This window comes from Pseudomonas sp. Z4-20, from assembly GCF_051131955.1.
GTDB classification, from domain to species: domain Bacteria; phylum Pseudomonadota; class Gammaproteobacteria; order Pseudomonadales; family Pseudomonadaceae; genus Aquipseudomonas; species Aquipseudomonas marvdashtae.
This window is the reverse complement of record NZ_CP071641.1, coordinates 1,401,501-1,416,677: the sequence shown is the minus strand read 5'-3', so window position 1 is coordinate 1,416,677 and position 15,177 is coordinate 1,401,501. Positions and strand designations below refer to the sequence as shown.

At 61.6% G+C, this 15,177-nt stretch carries 13 protein-coding genes and 1 tRNA gene; 12 read left to right on the top strand and 2 right to left on the bottom strand.

Annotated features, from left to right (window positions below; translation table 11 throughout):
* Nucleotides 1-183: 183 nt before the first annotated feature.
* The 6 genes from gcvH to J3P82_RS06485 all read left to right on the top strand — a co-directional run bounded on the left by gcvH (nt 184) and on the right by J3P82_RS06485 (nt 7,253).
* Nucleotides 184-567, top strand: a complete 384-nt coding sequence (gene gcvH, locus J3P82_RS06510; RefSeq protein ID WP_434561638.1) for a glycine cleavage system protein GcvH — start codon at nt 184-186, stop codon at nt 565-567.
* A gap of 11 nt (nt 568-578) precedes the next feature.
* Nucleotides 579-3,428: an aminomethyl-transferring glycine dehydrogenase gene (gcvP, locus tag J3P82_RS06505; protein ID WP_434561636.1), complete on the top strand. Its 2,850-nt coding sequence runs from the start codon at nt 579-581 to the stop codon at nt 3,426-3,428.
* Nucleotides 3,429-3,532: 104 nt separating this feature from the next.
* Nucleotides 3,533-4,909, top strand: coding sequence for an L-serine ammonia-lyase (locus J3P82_RS06500; protein WP_434561634.1), 1,377 nt, complete (start codon nt 3,533-3,535; stop codon nt 4,907-4,909).
* Nucleotides 4,910-4,939: 30 nt separating this feature from the next.
* Nucleotides 4,940-6,064, top strand: coding sequence for a glycine cleavage system aminomethyltransferase GcvT (gene gcvT, locus J3P82_RS06495; RefSeq protein ID WP_434561632.1), 1,125 nt, complete (start codon nt 4,940-4,942; stop codon nt 6,062-6,064).
* Nucleotides 6,065-6,457: 393 nt separating this feature from the next.
* Nucleotides 6,458-6,670, top strand: a complete 213-nt coding sequence (locus J3P82_RS06490; RefSeq protein ID WP_003227496.1) for a cold-shock protein — start codon at nt 6,458-6,460, stop codon at nt 6,668-6,670.
* A gap of 94 nt (nt 6,671-6,764) precedes the next feature.
* A complete protein-coding gene (locus J3P82_RS06485) occupies nt 6,765-7,253 on the top strand; it encodes an RDD family protein (protein WP_434561630.1) in 489 nt (162 codons plus the stop codon).
* A 69-nt stretch (nt 7,254-7,322) separates the two neighbouring features.
* Here the strand turns inward: J3P82_RS06485 and nadA are convergent, their stop codons facing one another.
* On the bottom strand, nt 7,323-8,381 hold the full coding sequence (nadA, locus tag J3P82_RS06480; RefSeq protein ID WP_434561628.1) for a quinolinate synthase NadA: 1,059 nt from the start codon (nt 8,379-8,381) through the stop codon (nt 7,323-7,325).
* Between the two features lie 302 nt (nt 8,382-8,683).
* Between nadA and J3P82_RS06475 the strand changes: the two genes are divergently transcribed.
* The 6 genes from J3P82_RS06475 to J3P82_RS06450 all read left to right on the top strand — a co-directional run bounded on the left by J3P82_RS06475 (nt 8,684) and on the right by J3P82_RS06450 (nt 15,005).
* A complete protein-coding gene (locus J3P82_RS06475) occupies nt 8,684-10,381 on the top strand; it encodes a copper resistance system multicopper oxidase (protein ID WP_434561626.1) in 1,698 nt (565 codons plus the stop codon).
* A 10-nt stretch (nt 10,382-10,391) separates the two neighbouring features.
* Nucleotides 10,392-11,294 (top strand): copper resistance protein B, encoded by a 903-nt coding sequence (locus J3P82_RS06470; RefSeq protein ID WP_434561624.1) that lies wholly within the window; start codon nt 10,392-10,394, stop codon nt 11,292-11,294.
* A 51-nt stretch (nt 11,295-11,345) separates the two neighbouring features.
* The gene (gene copC / locus J3P82_RS06465) at nt 11,346-11,723 is read left to right on the top strand and encodes a copper homeostasis periplasmic binding protein CopC (RefSeq protein WP_434561622.1); all 378 of its coding nucleotides are present in this window, start codon (nt 11,346-11,348) and stop codon (nt 11,721-11,723) included.
* Between the two features lie 4 nt (nt 11,724-11,727).
* Complete coding sequence (gene copD, locus J3P82_RS06460) at nt 11,728-12,639, top strand: copper homeostasis membrane protein CopD (protein WP_434561620.1); 912 nt, start codon at nt 11,728-11,730, stop codon at nt 12,637-12,639.
* Between the two features lie 161 nt (nt 12,640-12,800).
* A complete protein-coding gene (locus J3P82_RS06455) occupies nt 12,801-13,988 on the top strand; it encodes a cyanate transporter (RefSeq protein WP_434561618.1) in 1,188 nt (395 codons plus the stop codon).
* 81 nt (nt 13,989-14,069) lie between these two features.
* A complete protein-coding gene (locus tag J3P82_RS06450; protein WP_434561616.1) occupies nt 14,070-15,005 on the top strand; it encodes a LysR family transcriptional regulator in 936 nt (311 codons plus the stop codon).
* Between the two features lie 93 nt (nt 15,006-15,098).
* On the opposite strand, the gene J3P82_RS06445 is transcribed toward J3P82_RS06450, so the two are convergent.
* A tRNA-Lys gene (locus J3P82_RS06445) sits at nt 15,099-15,174 on the bottom strand.
* Nucleotides 15,175-15,177 lie beyond the last annotated feature (3 nt).

Here is a 15,177-nt window from a genome sequence, read left to right as displayed (position 1 = left end):
GATACTGTAGCGATTTCGCTACAGAGTAAAAGCCTTTCGCCTTTCAAAATCTACTTAAGTCACTGAAAAATAAGAGATTTAAAACATTGGCCACGTTCTTGCTAAGGCTATGGTCATTCGGCCGGGCCAAGCCCCGCGCCTTTCTTCGCGTCCACCAGACGAAATCTGGCCCCAGGAGTTTCCATGAGCGAGTTGCGTTTTACTGAAGATCACGAATGGCTGCGCACCGAAGCAGACGGCAGCGTCACCGTAGGCATTACCGCCTTCGCGCAGAACGCATTGGGCGACGTGGTTTTTGTGCAACTGCCTGAATTGCAGTCCTACGCCAAGGGCGACGAAGCCTCCACGGTTGAATCAGTGAAAGCCGCCAGCGGTGTGTACATGCCCCTTGATGGTGAAGTACTTGAAGTGAACGACAAGCTCGGCGACAGCCCGGAACTGGTCAACGAAGATCCGCTGGGCGACGGCTGGTTCTTCCGCTTTAAACCGACCGACGCCGACGCAGTGGCTAAGCTGTTGGATCAAGACGCCTACGATCGCCTGATCAAAGCCAACGCCGAAGCCTGAGGAGCCACGACATGACCGTTAATCTCGGCACCGCCAACGAATTCATCGCCCGCCACATCGGCCCGCGTGCAGGCGACGAGCAAGCCATGCTCGAGCGCCTGGGCTTCGACTCCCTGCAAGCCCTGAGCGCCAGCGTCATCCCGGAAAGCATCAAGGGCACCAGCGTGCTGGACATGGGCGACGGCCAGAGCGAAGCCGATGCATTGGCCTCGATCAAGGCCATCGCTGGCAAGAACCAACTGTTCAAGACCTACATCGGCCAGGGCTACTACAACTGCCACACCCCGTCGCCGATCTTGCGCAACCTGCTGGAAAACCCGGCCTGGTACACCGCCTACACCCCGTACCAGCCGGAAATTTCCCAGGGCCGTCTCGAAGCGTTGTTGAATTTCCAGACGCTGATCAGCGACCTCACCGGCCTGCCGATCGCCAACGCCTCGTTGCTGGACGAAGCCACCGCCGCCGCCGAAGCCATGACCTTCTGCAAGCGCCTGAGCAAGAACAAGGGCAGCAATGCCTTCTTCGCCTCCGTCCACAGCCACCCGCAAACCCTTGATGTGCTGCGCACCCGCGCCGAGCCCCTGGGCATCGACGTGGTGGTGGGCGATGAGCGCGAACTGACCGATGTGAGCGCGTTCTTCGGCGCGTTGCTGCAATACCCGGCCAGCAACGGCGACCTGTTCGACTATCGCGAGCTGACCGAACGCTTCCACGCCGCCAACGCACTGGTGGCGGTCGCGGCTGACTTGTTGGCCCTGACCCTGCTGACCCCACCGGGTGAATTCGGCGCCGACGTCGCCATCGGCAGCGCCCAGCGCTTCGGCGTACCGCTGGGCTTCGGCGGCCCGCACGCGGCTTATTTCTCCACTAAGGATGCGTTCAAGCGCGACATGCCGGGCCGTCTGGTCGGTGTTTCCGTGGACCGTTTCGGCAAGCCGGCCCTGCGCCTGGCGATGCAGACCCGTGAGCAACACATCCGCCGCGAGAAAGCCACGAGCAACATCTGCACCGCCCAAGTGCTGCTGGCCAACATCGCCAGCATGTACGCGGTGTACCACGGCCCTAAAGGCCTGACTCAGATCGCCAACCGCATCCACCACCTCACCGCGATCCTCGCCAAGGGCCTGGGCGCGCTGGGCCTGAACGTGGAGCAAGAGAGCTTCTTCGACACCCTGACCCTGCACACCGGCGCACAGACCGCCGCCCTGCATGACAAGGCCCGCGCCCAACGCATCAACCTGCGCGTGGTGGACGCCGAACGCCTGGGCCTGTCCCTGGACGAAACCACCAGCCAGGCTGACGTGGAAAATCTCTGGGGCCTGTTGGCCGACGGCAAGGCGCTGCCAGACTTCGCGGCCCTGGCCGCCAATGTCCAAAGCCGTATCCCGGCGGCGCTGGTGCGCCAGTCGGCGATCCTCAGCCACCCGGTGTTCAACCGCTACCACTCCGAAACCGAGCTGATGCGCTACCTGCGCAAGCTCGCCGACAAGGACCTGGCGCTGGATCGCACCATGATCCCGCTGGGTTCCTGCACGATGAAACTCAACGCCGCCAGCGAAATGATCCCGGTGACCTGGGCCGAGTTCGGCGCCCTGCACCCGTTCGCCCCGGCCGAGCAGAGCGCCGGCTACCAGCAACTGACCGATGAGCTGGAAGCGATGCTCTGCGCCGCCACCGGCTATGACGCGGTGTCGCTGCAACCCAACGCCGGTTCCCAGGGCGAATACGCCGGTTTGCTGGCGATCCGTGCCTATCACCAGAGCCGTGGCGAAGACCGCCGAGACATCTGCCTGATCCCGTCTTCGGCCCACGGCACCAACCCGGCCACCGCCAACATGGCCGGCATGCGCGTGGTCGTGACCGCGTGCGATGCCCGTGGCAACGTCGACATCGAAGACCTGCGCGCCAAGGCCATTGAGCACCGCGAGCACCTCGCCGCGCTGATGATCACCTACCCGTCCACCCACGGCGTGTTCGAGGAAGGCATTCGCGAGATCTGCGGCATCGTTCATGACAACGGCGGCCAGGTGTACATCGATGGCGCCAACATGAATGCGATGGTCGGCCTCTGCGCCCCGGGCAAGTTCGGCGGCGACGTGTCGCACCTGAACCTGCACAAGACCTTCTGCATCCCTCACGGCGGTGGCGGCCCGGGCGTCGGCCCGATCGGCGTCAAGTCGCACCTGGCGCCGTTCCTGCCGGGCCACGCCAACATGACGCGCAAGGAAGGCGCGGTGTGCGCGGCACCGTTCGGCAGCGCGAGCATCCTGCCGATTACCTGGATGTACATTCGCATGATGGGCGGCGCTGGCCTCAAGCGCGCCTCGCAACTGGCGATCCTCAACGCCAACTACATCGCCCGCCGCCTGGAAGAGCACTATCCGGTGCTCTACTCCGGCAGCAACGGCCTGGTAGCCCACGAATGCATCCTCGATTTGCGTCCGCTCAAGGACAGCAGCGGCATCAGCGTCGATGACGTCGCCAAGCGCCTGATCGACTTCGGCTTCCATGCGCCGACCATGTCGTTCCCGGTGGCCGGCACGTTGATGATCGAGCCGACCGAAAGCGAATCCAAGGAAGAGCTGGACCGCTTCTGCGACGCCATGATCTGCATTCGCGAAGAAATCCGCGCGGTGGAAAATGGCAGCCTCGACAAAGACGACAACCCGCTGAAAAACGCCCCGCACACCGCGGCGGAGCTGGTCGGCGAGTGGACTCACCCCTACAGCCGCGAACAAGCGGTCTACCCGGTGGCGTCGTTGATCGAAGGCAAGTACTGGCCGCCAGTGGGCCGGGTCGACAACGTGTTCGGCGACCGCAACCTGGTTTGCGCCTGCCCGTCGATCGAAAGTTACGCATAAAAAGCAGCTACGAGCTTCAAGCTGCAAGCTACAAGTTAAAAGCCGAACGGCTCTTCTTGCAGCTTGTAGCTCACAGCTTGTCGCTGCTCCCCCAGGAGCCCCCCATGTCATTAAGCGTGTTCGACCTGTTCAAGATCGGCATCGGCCCTTCCAGCTCCCATACGGTCGGCCCGATGCGTGCCGCCGCCCGTTTCGCCGAAGGGCTGCGTCGTGATGACCTGCTCAATGCCACTGCCAGCGTCAGGGTCGAGCTCTACGGCTCGCTCGGTGCCACGGGCAAAGGGCACGGCAGTGACAAGGCCGTGCTGCTGGGCCTGGAAGGTGAGCACCCGGACACCGTGGACACCGAAACAGTCGACGCCCGCCTGCAACAGATTCGCAGCAGCGGTCGCCTGAACCTGTTGGGTGAACACTCCATCGAATTCAATGAAAAGCTGCACCTGGCGATGATCCGCAAGCCGTTGGCCTTTCACCCCAACGGCATGATCTTCCGCGCCTTCGACGCGGCGGGCCTGCAAGTGCGCAGCCGCGAGTACTACTCGGTGGGTGGAGGCTTTGTGGTCGATGAAGGCGCGGCCGGCGCTGACCGGATCGTCGAGGACGCCACGCCGCTGACTTTCCCGTTCAAGAGCGCCAAGGACCTGCTCGCCCATTGTACGACCTACGGCCTGTCCATCAGCCAAGTGATGCTGACCAACGAAAGTGCCTGGCGCCCCGAGGCCGAAACCCGCGCCGGCCTGCTGAAAATCTGGCAGGTGATGCAAGATTGCGTGGCCGCTGGCTGTCGCAACGAAGGGATTTTGCCAGGCGGGCTGAAGGTCAAGCGACGAGCCGCGGCGCTGCACCGCCAGTTGTGCAAGAACCCGGAAGCCGCGCTGCGCGACCCGTTGTCGGTGCTGGACTGGGTCAACCTGTACGCCCTGGCGGTCAACGAAGAGAACGCCTACGGCGGGCGTGTCGTGACCGCGCCCACCAACGGTGCGGCCGGAATCGTGCCGGCGGTGCTGCATTACTACATGCGCTTCATACCCGGTGCCAATGAAGATGGCGTGGTGCGATTCCTGCTGACCGCCGCGGCCATTGGCATTCTGTACAAGGAGAACGCCTCCATCTCCGGCGCCGAAGTCGGCTGCCAGGGCGAAGTCGGCGTGGCCTGTTCCATGGCTGCCGGCGCGTTGTGCGAAGTCTTGGGCGGTACGGTGCAGCAAGTGGAAAACGCCGCCGAAATCGGCATGGAACACAACCTCGGCCTGACCTGCGACCCCATTGGTGGCCTGGTGCAAGTGCCGTGCATCGAGCGCAACGCCATGGGTTCGGTGAAAGCCATCAATGCGGTGCGCATGGCCATGCGCGGTGACGGGCATCACTTTGTCTCCCTCGATAAAGTCATCCGCACCATGCGCCAGACCGGCGCCGACATGAAAAGCAAATACAAGGAGACCGCCCGCGGCGGTCTGGCGGTCAACATCATCGAATGCTGATGCGCCACCTCTCAAGAATCAGGAGCTGATATGTCCACCGAACAACTGTTGAAAACCCCGCTGCATTCGCTGCACCTGGAACTCGGCGCGCGCATGGTGCCATTCGCCGGCTACGACATGCCGGTGCAATACCCACTGGGCGTGATGAAGGAACACCAGCACACCCGTGATCAGGCCGGACTCTTCGACGTGTCCCACATGGGCCAGATCCGCCTGACCGGCGCGGGTGCCGCCAAGGCTTTGGAAAGCCTGGTGCCGGTGGACATCATCGATCTGCCGGTGGGCATGCAGCGCTATGCCATGTTCACCAACGAGAACGGCGGCATCCTCGATGACCTGATGGTCGCCAACCTGGGCAATGACGAACTGTTCCTGGTGGTCAACGCGGCCTGCAAGGATCAGGACCTGGCCCACCTGCGCGCCCACATTGGCGACCAGTGCAGCATCGAGGCGCTGTTCGAAGCCCGCGCCCTGCTCGCCCTGCAAGGCCCGGCCGCCGTCACCGTGCTCGCACGCCTGGCGCCGGAAGTGGCGAAGATGACCTTCATGCAGTTCCAACGCGTTACGTTGCTGGGCGTGGATTGTTTTGTCAGCCGTTCGGGCTACACCGGCGAAGACGGTTTCGAGATTTCCGTGCCGGCTGCCGATGCGGAGAAACTCGCCCGTGCCCTGCTGGCCGAACCGGAAGTCGCGGCCATTGGCCTTGGCGCCCGTGATTCGCTGCGCCTGGAAGCCGGCCTGTGTCTCTACGGCCACGACATGAACACCGAGACCACGCCAATCGAAGCCAGCCTGCTATGGGCCATTTCCAAGGTCCGACGCGCCGATGGCGCCCGCGCCGGTGGTTTCCCCGGGGCGCAGACCGTGTTCGCCCAACAACAGGGCGGTGTGAACCGCAAGCGCGTCGGCCTGCTGCCCCAGGAACGCACACCGGTGCGTGAAGGCGCAGAGATCGTCAACGAAGCGGGCAACATCATCGGCGCGGTGTGCAGCGGCGGTTTCGGCCCGACACTGGGCGGCCCCTTGGCGATGGGGTATCTGGACAGCGTCTACGCAGCGCTGGGGACGCCGGTCTGGGCGATTGTGCGTGGAAAAAAGGTACCGTTGCTTGTAAGCAAAATGCCATTCGTTCCACAGCGCTACTACCGCGGTTGATTAGTTGTTTCTATAAGTAACGCGGTTGCGTCATACATGCACTAATGTGTAACGCAACCGCCATAAAAAGGTGCATGTATCAATAGTGGACCGGCTTATAACGGTGCGGAACAAGTAGACAAACCTTGCGAATAAGCCTGCCCCAGCGAAACATATGAAATGCCAGCAAACTGAGCAAAACCGGGGTCTTGCAGGGGGTTGTTTTTTCCTTGGAAGTTGGCGTAGAGTTTCGTCACTGTGTTTGCATGGGTCGCTTGGATCGTGACCTGGGCAGTAGCCTACGAAGTTAGCTACATCCCGTTCGACGTCATCTTACTTTCCTGCAACCCAGCCCCAGTACTCTTTCGCATTGAAAGAGGCTGTCATTAATTTAGCGTCAAGGAAATTAAGAAAATGTCTACTCGTCAGAGCGGTACCGTCAAGTGGTTCAACGACGAAAAAGGTTTTGGTTTCATTACTCCTGAAAGCGGTCCGGATCTGTTCGTGCACTTCCGCGCCATTCAGGGCAACGGCTTCAAGAGCCTGAAAGAAGGCCAGAAAGTCACTTTCGTTGCCGTGCAAGGCCAGAAAGGCATGCAGGCTGACGAGGTTCAAGCCGAAGCCTAAGGCTTTCAGGAACTAAAAAGCCCCTGATTGATATCAGGGGCTTTTTTATGGGCGTAAATCCGTAAAATGGCTTCTTTTGTCCGCCGAGACCATCATGCCGAAACACCTGCTCACCCCTCAGGGGGACTTTCCTCCCGCCGGCTTGGGTCGTCGCCTGGCGGCGATGTTTTATGACTTTCTGCTGTGCACGGCGCTGCTGATCGTGACCGGCGGCGTCTATAAGATGATCCAGATGGCGATCCTCGGCGAAGAAAAGATGCGCGCCCTCACCGACACTGGCGCGCTGGACGGTGACCCGCTGCTGTCCACCGTGCTGTTATTCGTGCTGTTCGGTTTCTTCGCCAAGTTCTGGACCCACAACGGCCAGACCCTGGGCATGCAGGTCTGGTGCATCCGCGTACAGAACGCCGACGGCACCGCCATCAGCCTGTGGCAGGCGCTGTTGCGGTTCGTGGTATCGATTGCGTCGTTGCTACTGGTGGGCGCAGGCTTCATCTGGGCGCTGTTCGACAAGCGCAAGCGCAGCTGGCATGACATCTACTCGGATACGCAGTTGGTGCGGATTCCAAAAAGCAAAAAATAAGCTACAAGCTACAAGCCAAGCGATTGTGACCTTAGCTTGCAGCTTGCAGCTTGCAGCTCGAAGCTGCCTTTAAGCATTCCCCGCCAGCTTCATCCGCGCCGCCTGGGTGAAGTCGAGCATGCGCTTGAGCGGGCGAATCGCGTGGGGGATCAAGGCCGGGTCGACGAAGATTTCGTTGCTACCGTCTTTCAACGCCTGGAGCGTGCGCTCCAGGGTGTTCATCGCCATCCACGGACAATGTGCACAACTACGGCAGGCCGCGCCGTTGCCGGCGGTGGGGGCTTCGATAAAGACCTTATCGGGACACAACTGCTGCATCTTGTAGAAGATGCCGCGGTCGGTGGCGACGATCAGCGTCTTGTTCGGCAGGCTTTGCGCCGCAGCGATCAACTGGCTGGTAGAGCCCACGGCATCCGCCAGCTCGATCACCGCCGTCGGCGACTCCGGGTGCACCAGGATGGCGGCGTCCGGGTACAGCGCCTTCATGTCTTCCAACTGCTTGGACTTGAACTCTTCGTGGACGATGCAGGCACCGTCCCAAAGCAGCATGTCGGCCCCGGTCTTTCGCTGGATGTAGGTGCCCAGGTGCTTGTCCGGGCCCCAGATGATCGTCTCGCCGTTGTCCATCAGGCTCTCGACGATTTCCAGTGCGCAACTGGAGGTCACGACCCAGTCGGCCCGGGCCTTGACCGCCGCCGAGGTGTTGGCGTAGACCACCACGGTGCGCTCGGGGTGCTGATCGCAGAACGCCGAGAACTCGTCCACAGGACAACCCAGGTCCAGGGAGCAGGTGGCTTCCAGGGTCGGCATCAATACGCGTTTTTCCGGGTTGAGGATCTTGGCGGTCTCGCCCATGAACTTGACCCCGGCCACCACCACGGTCTTGGCCGGGTGGGCATTGCCGAAGCGGGCCATTTCCAGGGAATCGGACACGCAGCCGCCGGTCTCTTCGGCCAGGGCCTGGATGATCGGGTCACAATAGAAGTGCGCGACCAGCACCGCGTCCTGAGCCTTGAGCTCGGCGGCAATGGCGGCGCGGTACCAGGCCTCTTGCTCGGCGGTCAACGGCTTGGGCTGCTTGGCATCGAGATGGGCCTGGACTAGAAGGCGTTCGGAAATTTGCGTCATGTTCGCAAGACCTATGGGCGCATTTGCGCGAAAGTCGAGTATACACCCGGCTCCGGACCACTCGGGTACCGCCGGGAAAGTGAGTATCTATCAGGCACGGGACAGCGTGAAGCCGGCAAGGCTACAGAATATCCCGCCGTTGCAAAAGATCATTCTGACCTGCGCCCGGCCACCGAAACGGACGCGTCCAGCAAGCTGACTGAAATGTAATCACTTGCCGCGTCCGGCTGTGTCATCTTCTTTTCAACCGGCACAGGGCAGCGCTTCTGTGCCTGCTTCAAATCGAGCGATGGATTCAAGGCATGCAATCGAACACTTCCAGGCGAACTTTCGTAAAGGGCCTGGCCGCGGGAGGCCTCCTGAGCGGCCTCGGCCTTTGGCGCCCGCCCGTCTGGGCCGTCACCAGCCCCGGCCAGCCCAACGTACTCACCGGCAGCGAATTCGACCTGTTCATCGGCGAGAGCCCGGTCAATTTCACCGGCAGCCCACGCACCGCACAAACCATCAACGGCGGTATTCCCGGCCCGCTGCTGCGCTGGCGCGAAGGCGATACCGTGACCCTGCGAGTGCGCAATCGCTTGGAGGACACCACGTCCATCCACTGGCACGGCATTTTGCTGCCGGCCAACATGGACGGCGTGCCGGGGCTGAGTTTCAAGGGCATCGAGCCCGGCGGCGTGTACGTGTATCAATTCAAGGTCCGGCAAAACGGCACCTACTGGTACCACAGTCACTCCGGTTTCCAGGAACAGTCCGGCGTCTACGGCCCGCTGGTGATCGACGCCAAGGAGCCCGAGCCCTTCCAGTACGAACGGGACTACGTGGTGATGCTCACCGACTGGACCGATGAAGACCCCACCGACATCCTGCGCAAGCTCAAGAAACAATCGGACTACTACAACTACAACAAACGCACCGTCGGCGACTTTATCGATGACGTGGGCAAGAACGGCTGGGGCGCCACCATGGCCGACCGCAAGATGTGGGCCGAGATGAAGATGAACCCCACTGACCTCGCCGACGTCAGTGGCGCCACCTACACCTACCTCATGAACGGCCAGGCGCCGGACATGAACTGGACCGGCCTGTTCAAGCCGGGCGAGCGCATCCGCCTGCGCTTTATCAATGGCTCGTCGATGACGTATTTCGACGTGCGCATTCCCGGCTTGAAGATGACGGTGGTAGCGTCCGATGGCCAATACGTCACACCGGTGAGCGTCGATGAGTTGCGCATTGCCGTGGCCGAAACCTACGACGTCATCATCGAACCGACCCAAGAGGCCTACACCCTGTTCGCTCAATCGATGGACCGCACCGGCTATGCCCGCGGCACCCTCGCCACCAAGGCCGGGTTGTCAGTGCCAGTGCCGCCGCTGGACCCTCGCCCCTTGGTGACCATGGACGACATGGGCATGGGCGGTATGGATCACGGCTCGATGCCGGGCATGGATCACAGCCAGATGCAGGGCGACAGCATGCTCTCGCATCCCGACACCGAGAAAGACAATCCCTTGGTAGACATGCAGGCCATGAGCGCCAAGCCCAAGCTCGACGACCCGGGCATGGGCCTGCGCAACAACGGTCGCAAGGTGCTGACTTATTCGGACTTGCGCAGCACATTCCCCGACCCCGACGGCCGCGAACCCGGCCGAACGATCGAGCTGCACCTGACCGGGCACATGGAAAAGTTCGCCTGGTCGTTCAACGGCGTGAAGTTCAGTGACGCCGCGCCGCTGCTGCTCAAGTACGGCGAGCGCCTGCGCATCGTGCTGATCAACGACACCATGATGACCCACCCTATCCACTTGCACGGCATGTGGAGCGATCTGGAAGATGAAAACGGCCAGTTCATGGTCCGCAAGCACACCATCGACGTGCCACCGGGCTCCAGGCGCAGCTACCGCGTGACCGCCGACGCGCTTGGACGCTGGGCCTATCACTGCCACCTGCTGTTCCATATGGAAATGGGCATGTTCCGTGAAGTCCGGGTGCAGGAATGAGGAGCCGACCATGATCAGCCTGTTGAAATACCCTACCCTGCCCGTGGCCGCCCTGGCCCTCGGCACCAGCGTTTCGGCCTGGGCGGCGAGCGACACGATGCAAGGCATGGATCACAGCCAGATGCAGGGCATGGACCATGGCCAGATGCAGGGCATGGACTCGATGCAGGGCATGGAGCCGATGCAGCCGGCCCCCGTCACCAGCCGCACGCCAATCCCGCAGCTGACCGCTGCCGACCGCGCCGCCGTCTATGAGGATCATGGCGGGCATGCGGTACATGACAGCGCCATCCATTCGTTTTTTCTCATCGACCAACTCGAATGGCAAGACGCCAATGACGGCAGTGCCCTGAGCTGGGATGCCTCCGGCTGGATTGGCGGCGACATCGATCGTCTATGGCTGCGCTCCGAAGGTGAGCGCCTCAACGGCAAGACTGAAGAAGCCGAGCTCCAGGCCCTGTGGGGACACGCCGTCAGCCCGTGGTGGGACGTGGTAGCCGGCGTGCGCCAGGACTTCAAGCCAGGCGATCCGCAAACCTGGGCCGCATTCGGTGTGCAAGGCATGGCGCTGTACAACTTCGAAGCCGAGGCCACCGCGTTCATCGGCGAAGGCGGCCAGAGCGCGGCGCGCCTGGAAGGCGACTACGACATCTTGCTGACCAACCGTCTGATCCTGCAACCCACCGCCGAAGCCAACTTCTACGGCAAGAACGACCCCGCCCACGGCGTCGGCTCGGGCCTGTCAGACACCGAAGTCGGCCTGCGGCTGCGCTACGAAATCCGCCGCGAATTCGCCCCGTATATCGGCGTCACCTGGAACCGTGTCTACGGCAATACCGCCGACTACGCCCAGGATGAAGGCGAAGACCGCAGCGAAGCACGCCTGGTGCTAGGCGTGCGCCTGTGGTTCTAATCCGCTGACCTGCTTTACTTAAAACTAAAAACGAGCTGTAGGAGTCCTTGCATGTCATTCATCAAGACCGCTGTCGCCTTGTCCGCCGGCCTGTTGTTCAGTGGCTTGGCCCAGGCCCATCCGAAACTGCTGTCCTCGACCCCGGCCGAAGGCGCCGAAGGTGCGGCGCCCACAAGAATCGAGCTGCGCTTTTCCGAAAACCTGATGACCAAGTTCTCCGGCGCCAAGCTGGTGATGACCGCGATGCCCGGGATGGCGGCGCATTCGCCGATGCCCATGGCGGCCAGGGTTTCCGGCAGCGACGATCCGAAAACCATGGTCATCACGCCAAACGCGCCCCTGGCTACGGGTACCTATCAGGTCCAGTGGCGCGCGGTATCGTCCGACACTCACCCGATCACCGGCAGCGTTACGTTCAAGGTGAAGTGAGTCGATGAGCGACTCGATCAACATCGCGCTGCGTTTAGCCCTGTACCTGGACCTCATGCTGCTGTTCGGCCTGGCCGCGTTCGGCCTCTACAGTCTGCGTGGCCAGGAGCGGGTGTCGGGCACGGCGTGGTCTTTCGCGCCGGTGCTGGTGACCACGGCGGTGCTTGGCGGGTTGCTGTCCCTGGCCGCCATGGCGTGCATGGCTTGGGCCATGAGCGGTGCTTCGGCATGGGCCGAACTGTGGCCGCACATTGAAATGATGGTACTGGAAACCGAGGTCGGCTTGGCTTGCACGTTGCGCATCGCGGCGTTGCTGCTGGCCGGTTTCGCCGTGGCGCTCAATAAACCTTGGCCGACCGCCAGCCTGGTCCTGGTCACGCTGGGCGGGGCTGTGGCGCTGGCGACGCTGGCCTGGGCAGGCCACGGCGCCATGGATGAGGGCTCACGCCGCAACTGGCACTTCATCACCGACTTCCTGCACCTGTGGGCGGCGGGCAGCTGGGTCGGCGCCTTGGCCGCGTTTGCCCTCCTGCTTCGCCAGGCCGAACCTCAGCTGGCGATACTGGTCCGGGCATTGGCTGGGTTTGAAACCGTCGGGGCGGTGATCGTGGTAGTCATCAGCGTGACAGGCGTGGGCAATTATCTGTTCATCGTCGGCGCAAGTGTCGCAGGGCTGTTCGACAGCACTTACGGTCAGTTGCTGACGTTCAAGCTCATCTTGTTCTCGGTCATGCTGGTGTTCGCCGCGCTGAACCGTTTTCGCCTGACTCCGCTGCTGGAACAGGCCCGACAGACCGGCGATCACCGCATCGCGGTGAGTGCGCTGCGGCGCAGCATGGCTTTGGAGTTTTCAGTAGCCGTCATGATTCTTGGATTGGTGGCGTGGCTTGGGACGCTGAGCCCGGCGATGGAATGACCGTCTCGCGCCCCATGAGTCCGTGGCGAGGGAGCTTGCTCCCTCGCCACAAAGGCCGGGTGGGCGGCATTTAATTATTCGATAAGCCCCGCCAGTTTTCAGTTTGCCCAAAGCAGGTTGCCGCAGCCTTAATGGCGCTTTGTTCTGGCCAAGGCTCTGTCATGGAAAACATTCGAACCTCAAGCACCCACACCGTCTGGCTGATGGTCAGCATCGTGCTGGTGGCACTGAATCTACGGCCTTCGATGGCTGCGGTCGGGCCGTTGTTATCGGCCATTCGCGGCGAGGTGCCCTTGAGTTTCAGCATGGCATCGCTACTGACCATGCTGCCGGTCATGGCGATGGGCCTGGCGATGTTCCTGGGCATGCGCGTTGCCCTGCGCATCGGTGAACGCCGCACCGTCGTTCTGTCGCTGTTGATCATCGCAATCGCCACGGCATCGCGCTGGTATCTGGACAGCGCCGCCGGATTGATCGCCAGTGCGGTCGCGGCCGGAATCGGGATCGCCCTGATCCAGGCTGTGATGCCGGCACTGATCAAGTCGCGCTTCGCCGGCAACGTCTCGCTGTTCATGGGGCTGTATGTCACGTCGATCATGGGTGGAGCGGCCATTGCCGCGTCGTTCTCTCCCCTCGTCCTGGCGCAGACCGGCCGTTGGCGCGCCGGCCTGGCGATTTGGGCGCTGCTGGCCGTGGTCGCACTCGGCTGCTGGTACGCACAACGCCGCGCCGTAACGCCCTTGCCTGAAACATCGGCGCGCCCACAGGCGTCGTTCTTCACCAGCGGCCGAGCCTGGTTGCTGGCACTCTTTTTCGGCATGGGTACCGCGTCCTACACCTGCGTCCTGGCCTGGTTGGCGCCGTATTACGTGGAAAAAGGCTGGAGCGAACAGCAAGCCGGCCTGCTGCTGGGGTTTCTCACCGCGATGGAAGTGTTGTCCGGCCTCGTCACGCCGGCAATAGCCAATCGCAGCCAGGATAAACGCTTGGTATTGGTCGCGCTGCTGGCCCTGGTCATGGCTGGCTTTTGCGGCATGATCCTCAGCCCGGAGCGCTTGAGCCTGCTATGGCCGTGCCTACTGGGATTGGGAATCGGCGGCCTGTTCCCGATGAGTCTGATCGTGTCCCTCGACCATCTGGAAAGTCCACGCCGTGCCGGTGCGCTGACGGCGTTCGTGCAGGGCATCGGCTACCTGATCGCCGGGCTTTCGCCATTGATTGCCGGGATGATTCGCGATCAGTCGGGCAGCTTCGAATGGGCCTGGTGGTCGCTCACAGCAGTAATGGCGCTGATGCTGCTAATGGTGTTGCGCTTCAATCCCAAGCAATACGCGCGGCATATTGGCTAGGCATCGACCGTAACGGCAAGTATAAAGGTCCCTTTGTTCAGGGACAGGGACGGTACGTACGGATGGCGCCGAGAACAACCGATGCTCATTAGTAACCAGCTCAGAAAGCTGGACATGCAAGACTTGATGGTGTTTGTCGCGGTGTACGAACAGGGCAACGTCACCCAGGTCTCCGAAGCATTGTGTGTCAGCCAGTCGACGGTGAGCTACTGCCTGAAGAAACTGCGCATCAGCTTCGAAGACGAGCTGTTCATCAACACCCGCAGTGGCATGTGCCCCACCCACAAAGCCGCCGCCATGTACGGCCAGATACTTGAGATCCTCAAGACGATCAACCAATGCCACTCGGGCAAGCAGGCGTTCGATCCGCGTCAGGCAGCAATAACCTTCACCGTTTGCGCGCCGGAGTATTTCGAACTACTGGTCCTGCCGAAACTGGTTAAACGCTTCATCGGCAGCCGTTTTCCGGTGGTCCTCAACATCACGAAATTTCAGCGGGATATCCCGGTGGGCGCATTGGAGGAAGATCGCTTCGATCTTGTCGTGTGTTTCGGCCCGAACTTCCATGGCGACAGCCAGGGCTTGCACTCACAGACCCTGCTCGAAGATGAGCTGATGTGTGTGGTCGATAAACATTTCTCGGGGCGCAAGGAAGCGTTGAGCCTGGAGGACTTTGTCGCATGCAAGCATATCTTTCCGACACCTTGGACGTCTGACACTAACATGATCGATGGCTGGCTCGATCGACAGGGTCATAGCCGGCAGATCGTTGCCCGAGCCAACAGCTACGTGGCAGCGTTGAACCTGGTCGCCGGAACCGACTTTATCCTGACGCTGCCCAAGCGCATCCAGGCATTGCTTTGCGACAAAGCGAAATTCGCCGAGCGCCAGCCACCGGCAGGCCTGCCGAACTTTACGCTGGACATGGTGTGGAACGAGAAAGCGAGCCAGGACAGTGCCAATACCTGGTTGCGCCAGCAGGTCATGCAAGTGTGTTCGGAGGAAGGATTGCGCTGACTCCGATCAGGCCAGCGAACTTTCCTGCAGGCAAAAAAAAATCCGGAAATCCTCACTTGCGTGGGCCTTCCAGACTTTTAAAACTACAGAAAATGGTGGGTCGTGTGGGATTCGAACCTACGACCAATTGGTTAAAAGCCAACTGCTCTACCAACTGAGCTAACGACCCTCT

What these genes read in the sequence shown, in the direction of transcription:
- gcvH (WP_434561638.1), top strand. Translation starts at nt 184, where the DNA reads ATGAGCGAGTTGCGTTTTACTGAAGATCACGAATGGCTGCGCACCGAA.
- gcvP (WP_434561636.1), top strand. Translation starts at nt 579, where the DNA reads ATGACCGTTAATCTCGGCACCGCCAACGAATTCATCGCCCGCCACATC.
- J3P82_RS06500 (WP_434561634.1), top strand. Translation starts at nt 3,533, where the DNA reads ATGTCATTAAGCGTGTTCGACCTGTTCAAGATCGGCATCGGCCCTTCC.
- gcvT (WP_434561632.1), top strand. Translation starts at nt 4,940, where the DNA reads ATGTCCACCGAACAACTGTTGAAAACCCCGCTGCATTCGCTGCACCTG.
- J3P82_RS06490 (WP_003227496.1), top strand. Translation starts at nt 6,458, where the DNA reads ATGTCTACTCGTCAGAGCGGTACCGTCAAGTGGTTCAACGACGAAAAA.
- J3P82_RS06485 (WP_434561630.1), top strand. Translation starts at nt 6,765, where the DNA reads ATGCCGAAACACCTGCTCACCCCTCAGGGGGACTTTCCTCCCGCCGGC.
- nadA (WP_434561628.1), bottom strand. Translation starts at nt 8,381, where the DNA reads ATGACGCAAATTTCCGAACGCCTTCTAGTCCAGGCCCATCTCGATGCC.
- J3P82_RS06475 (WP_434561626.1), top strand. Translation starts at nt 8,684, where the DNA reads ATGCAATCGAACACTTCCAGGCGAACTTTCGTAAAGGGCCTGGCCGCG.
- J3P82_RS06470 (WP_434561624.1), top strand. Translation starts at nt 10,392, where the DNA reads ATGATCAGCCTGTTGAAATACCCTACCCTGCCCGTGGCCGCCCTGGCC.
- copC (WP_434561622.1), top strand. Translation starts at nt 11,346, where the DNA reads ATGTCATTCATCAAGACCGCTGTCGCCTTGTCCGCCGGCCTGTTGTTC.
- copD (WP_434561620.1), top strand. Translation starts at nt 11,728, where the DNA reads ATGAGCGACTCGATCAACATCGCGCTGCGTTTAGCCCTGTACCTGGAC.
- J3P82_RS06455 (WP_434561618.1), top strand. Translation starts at nt 12,801, where the DNA reads ATGGAAAACATTCGAACCTCAAGCACCCACACCGTCTGGCTGATGGTC.
- J3P82_RS06450 (WP_434561616.1), top strand. Translation starts at nt 14,070, where the DNA reads ATGCTCATTAGTAACCAGCTCAGAAAGCTGGACATGCAAGACTTGATG.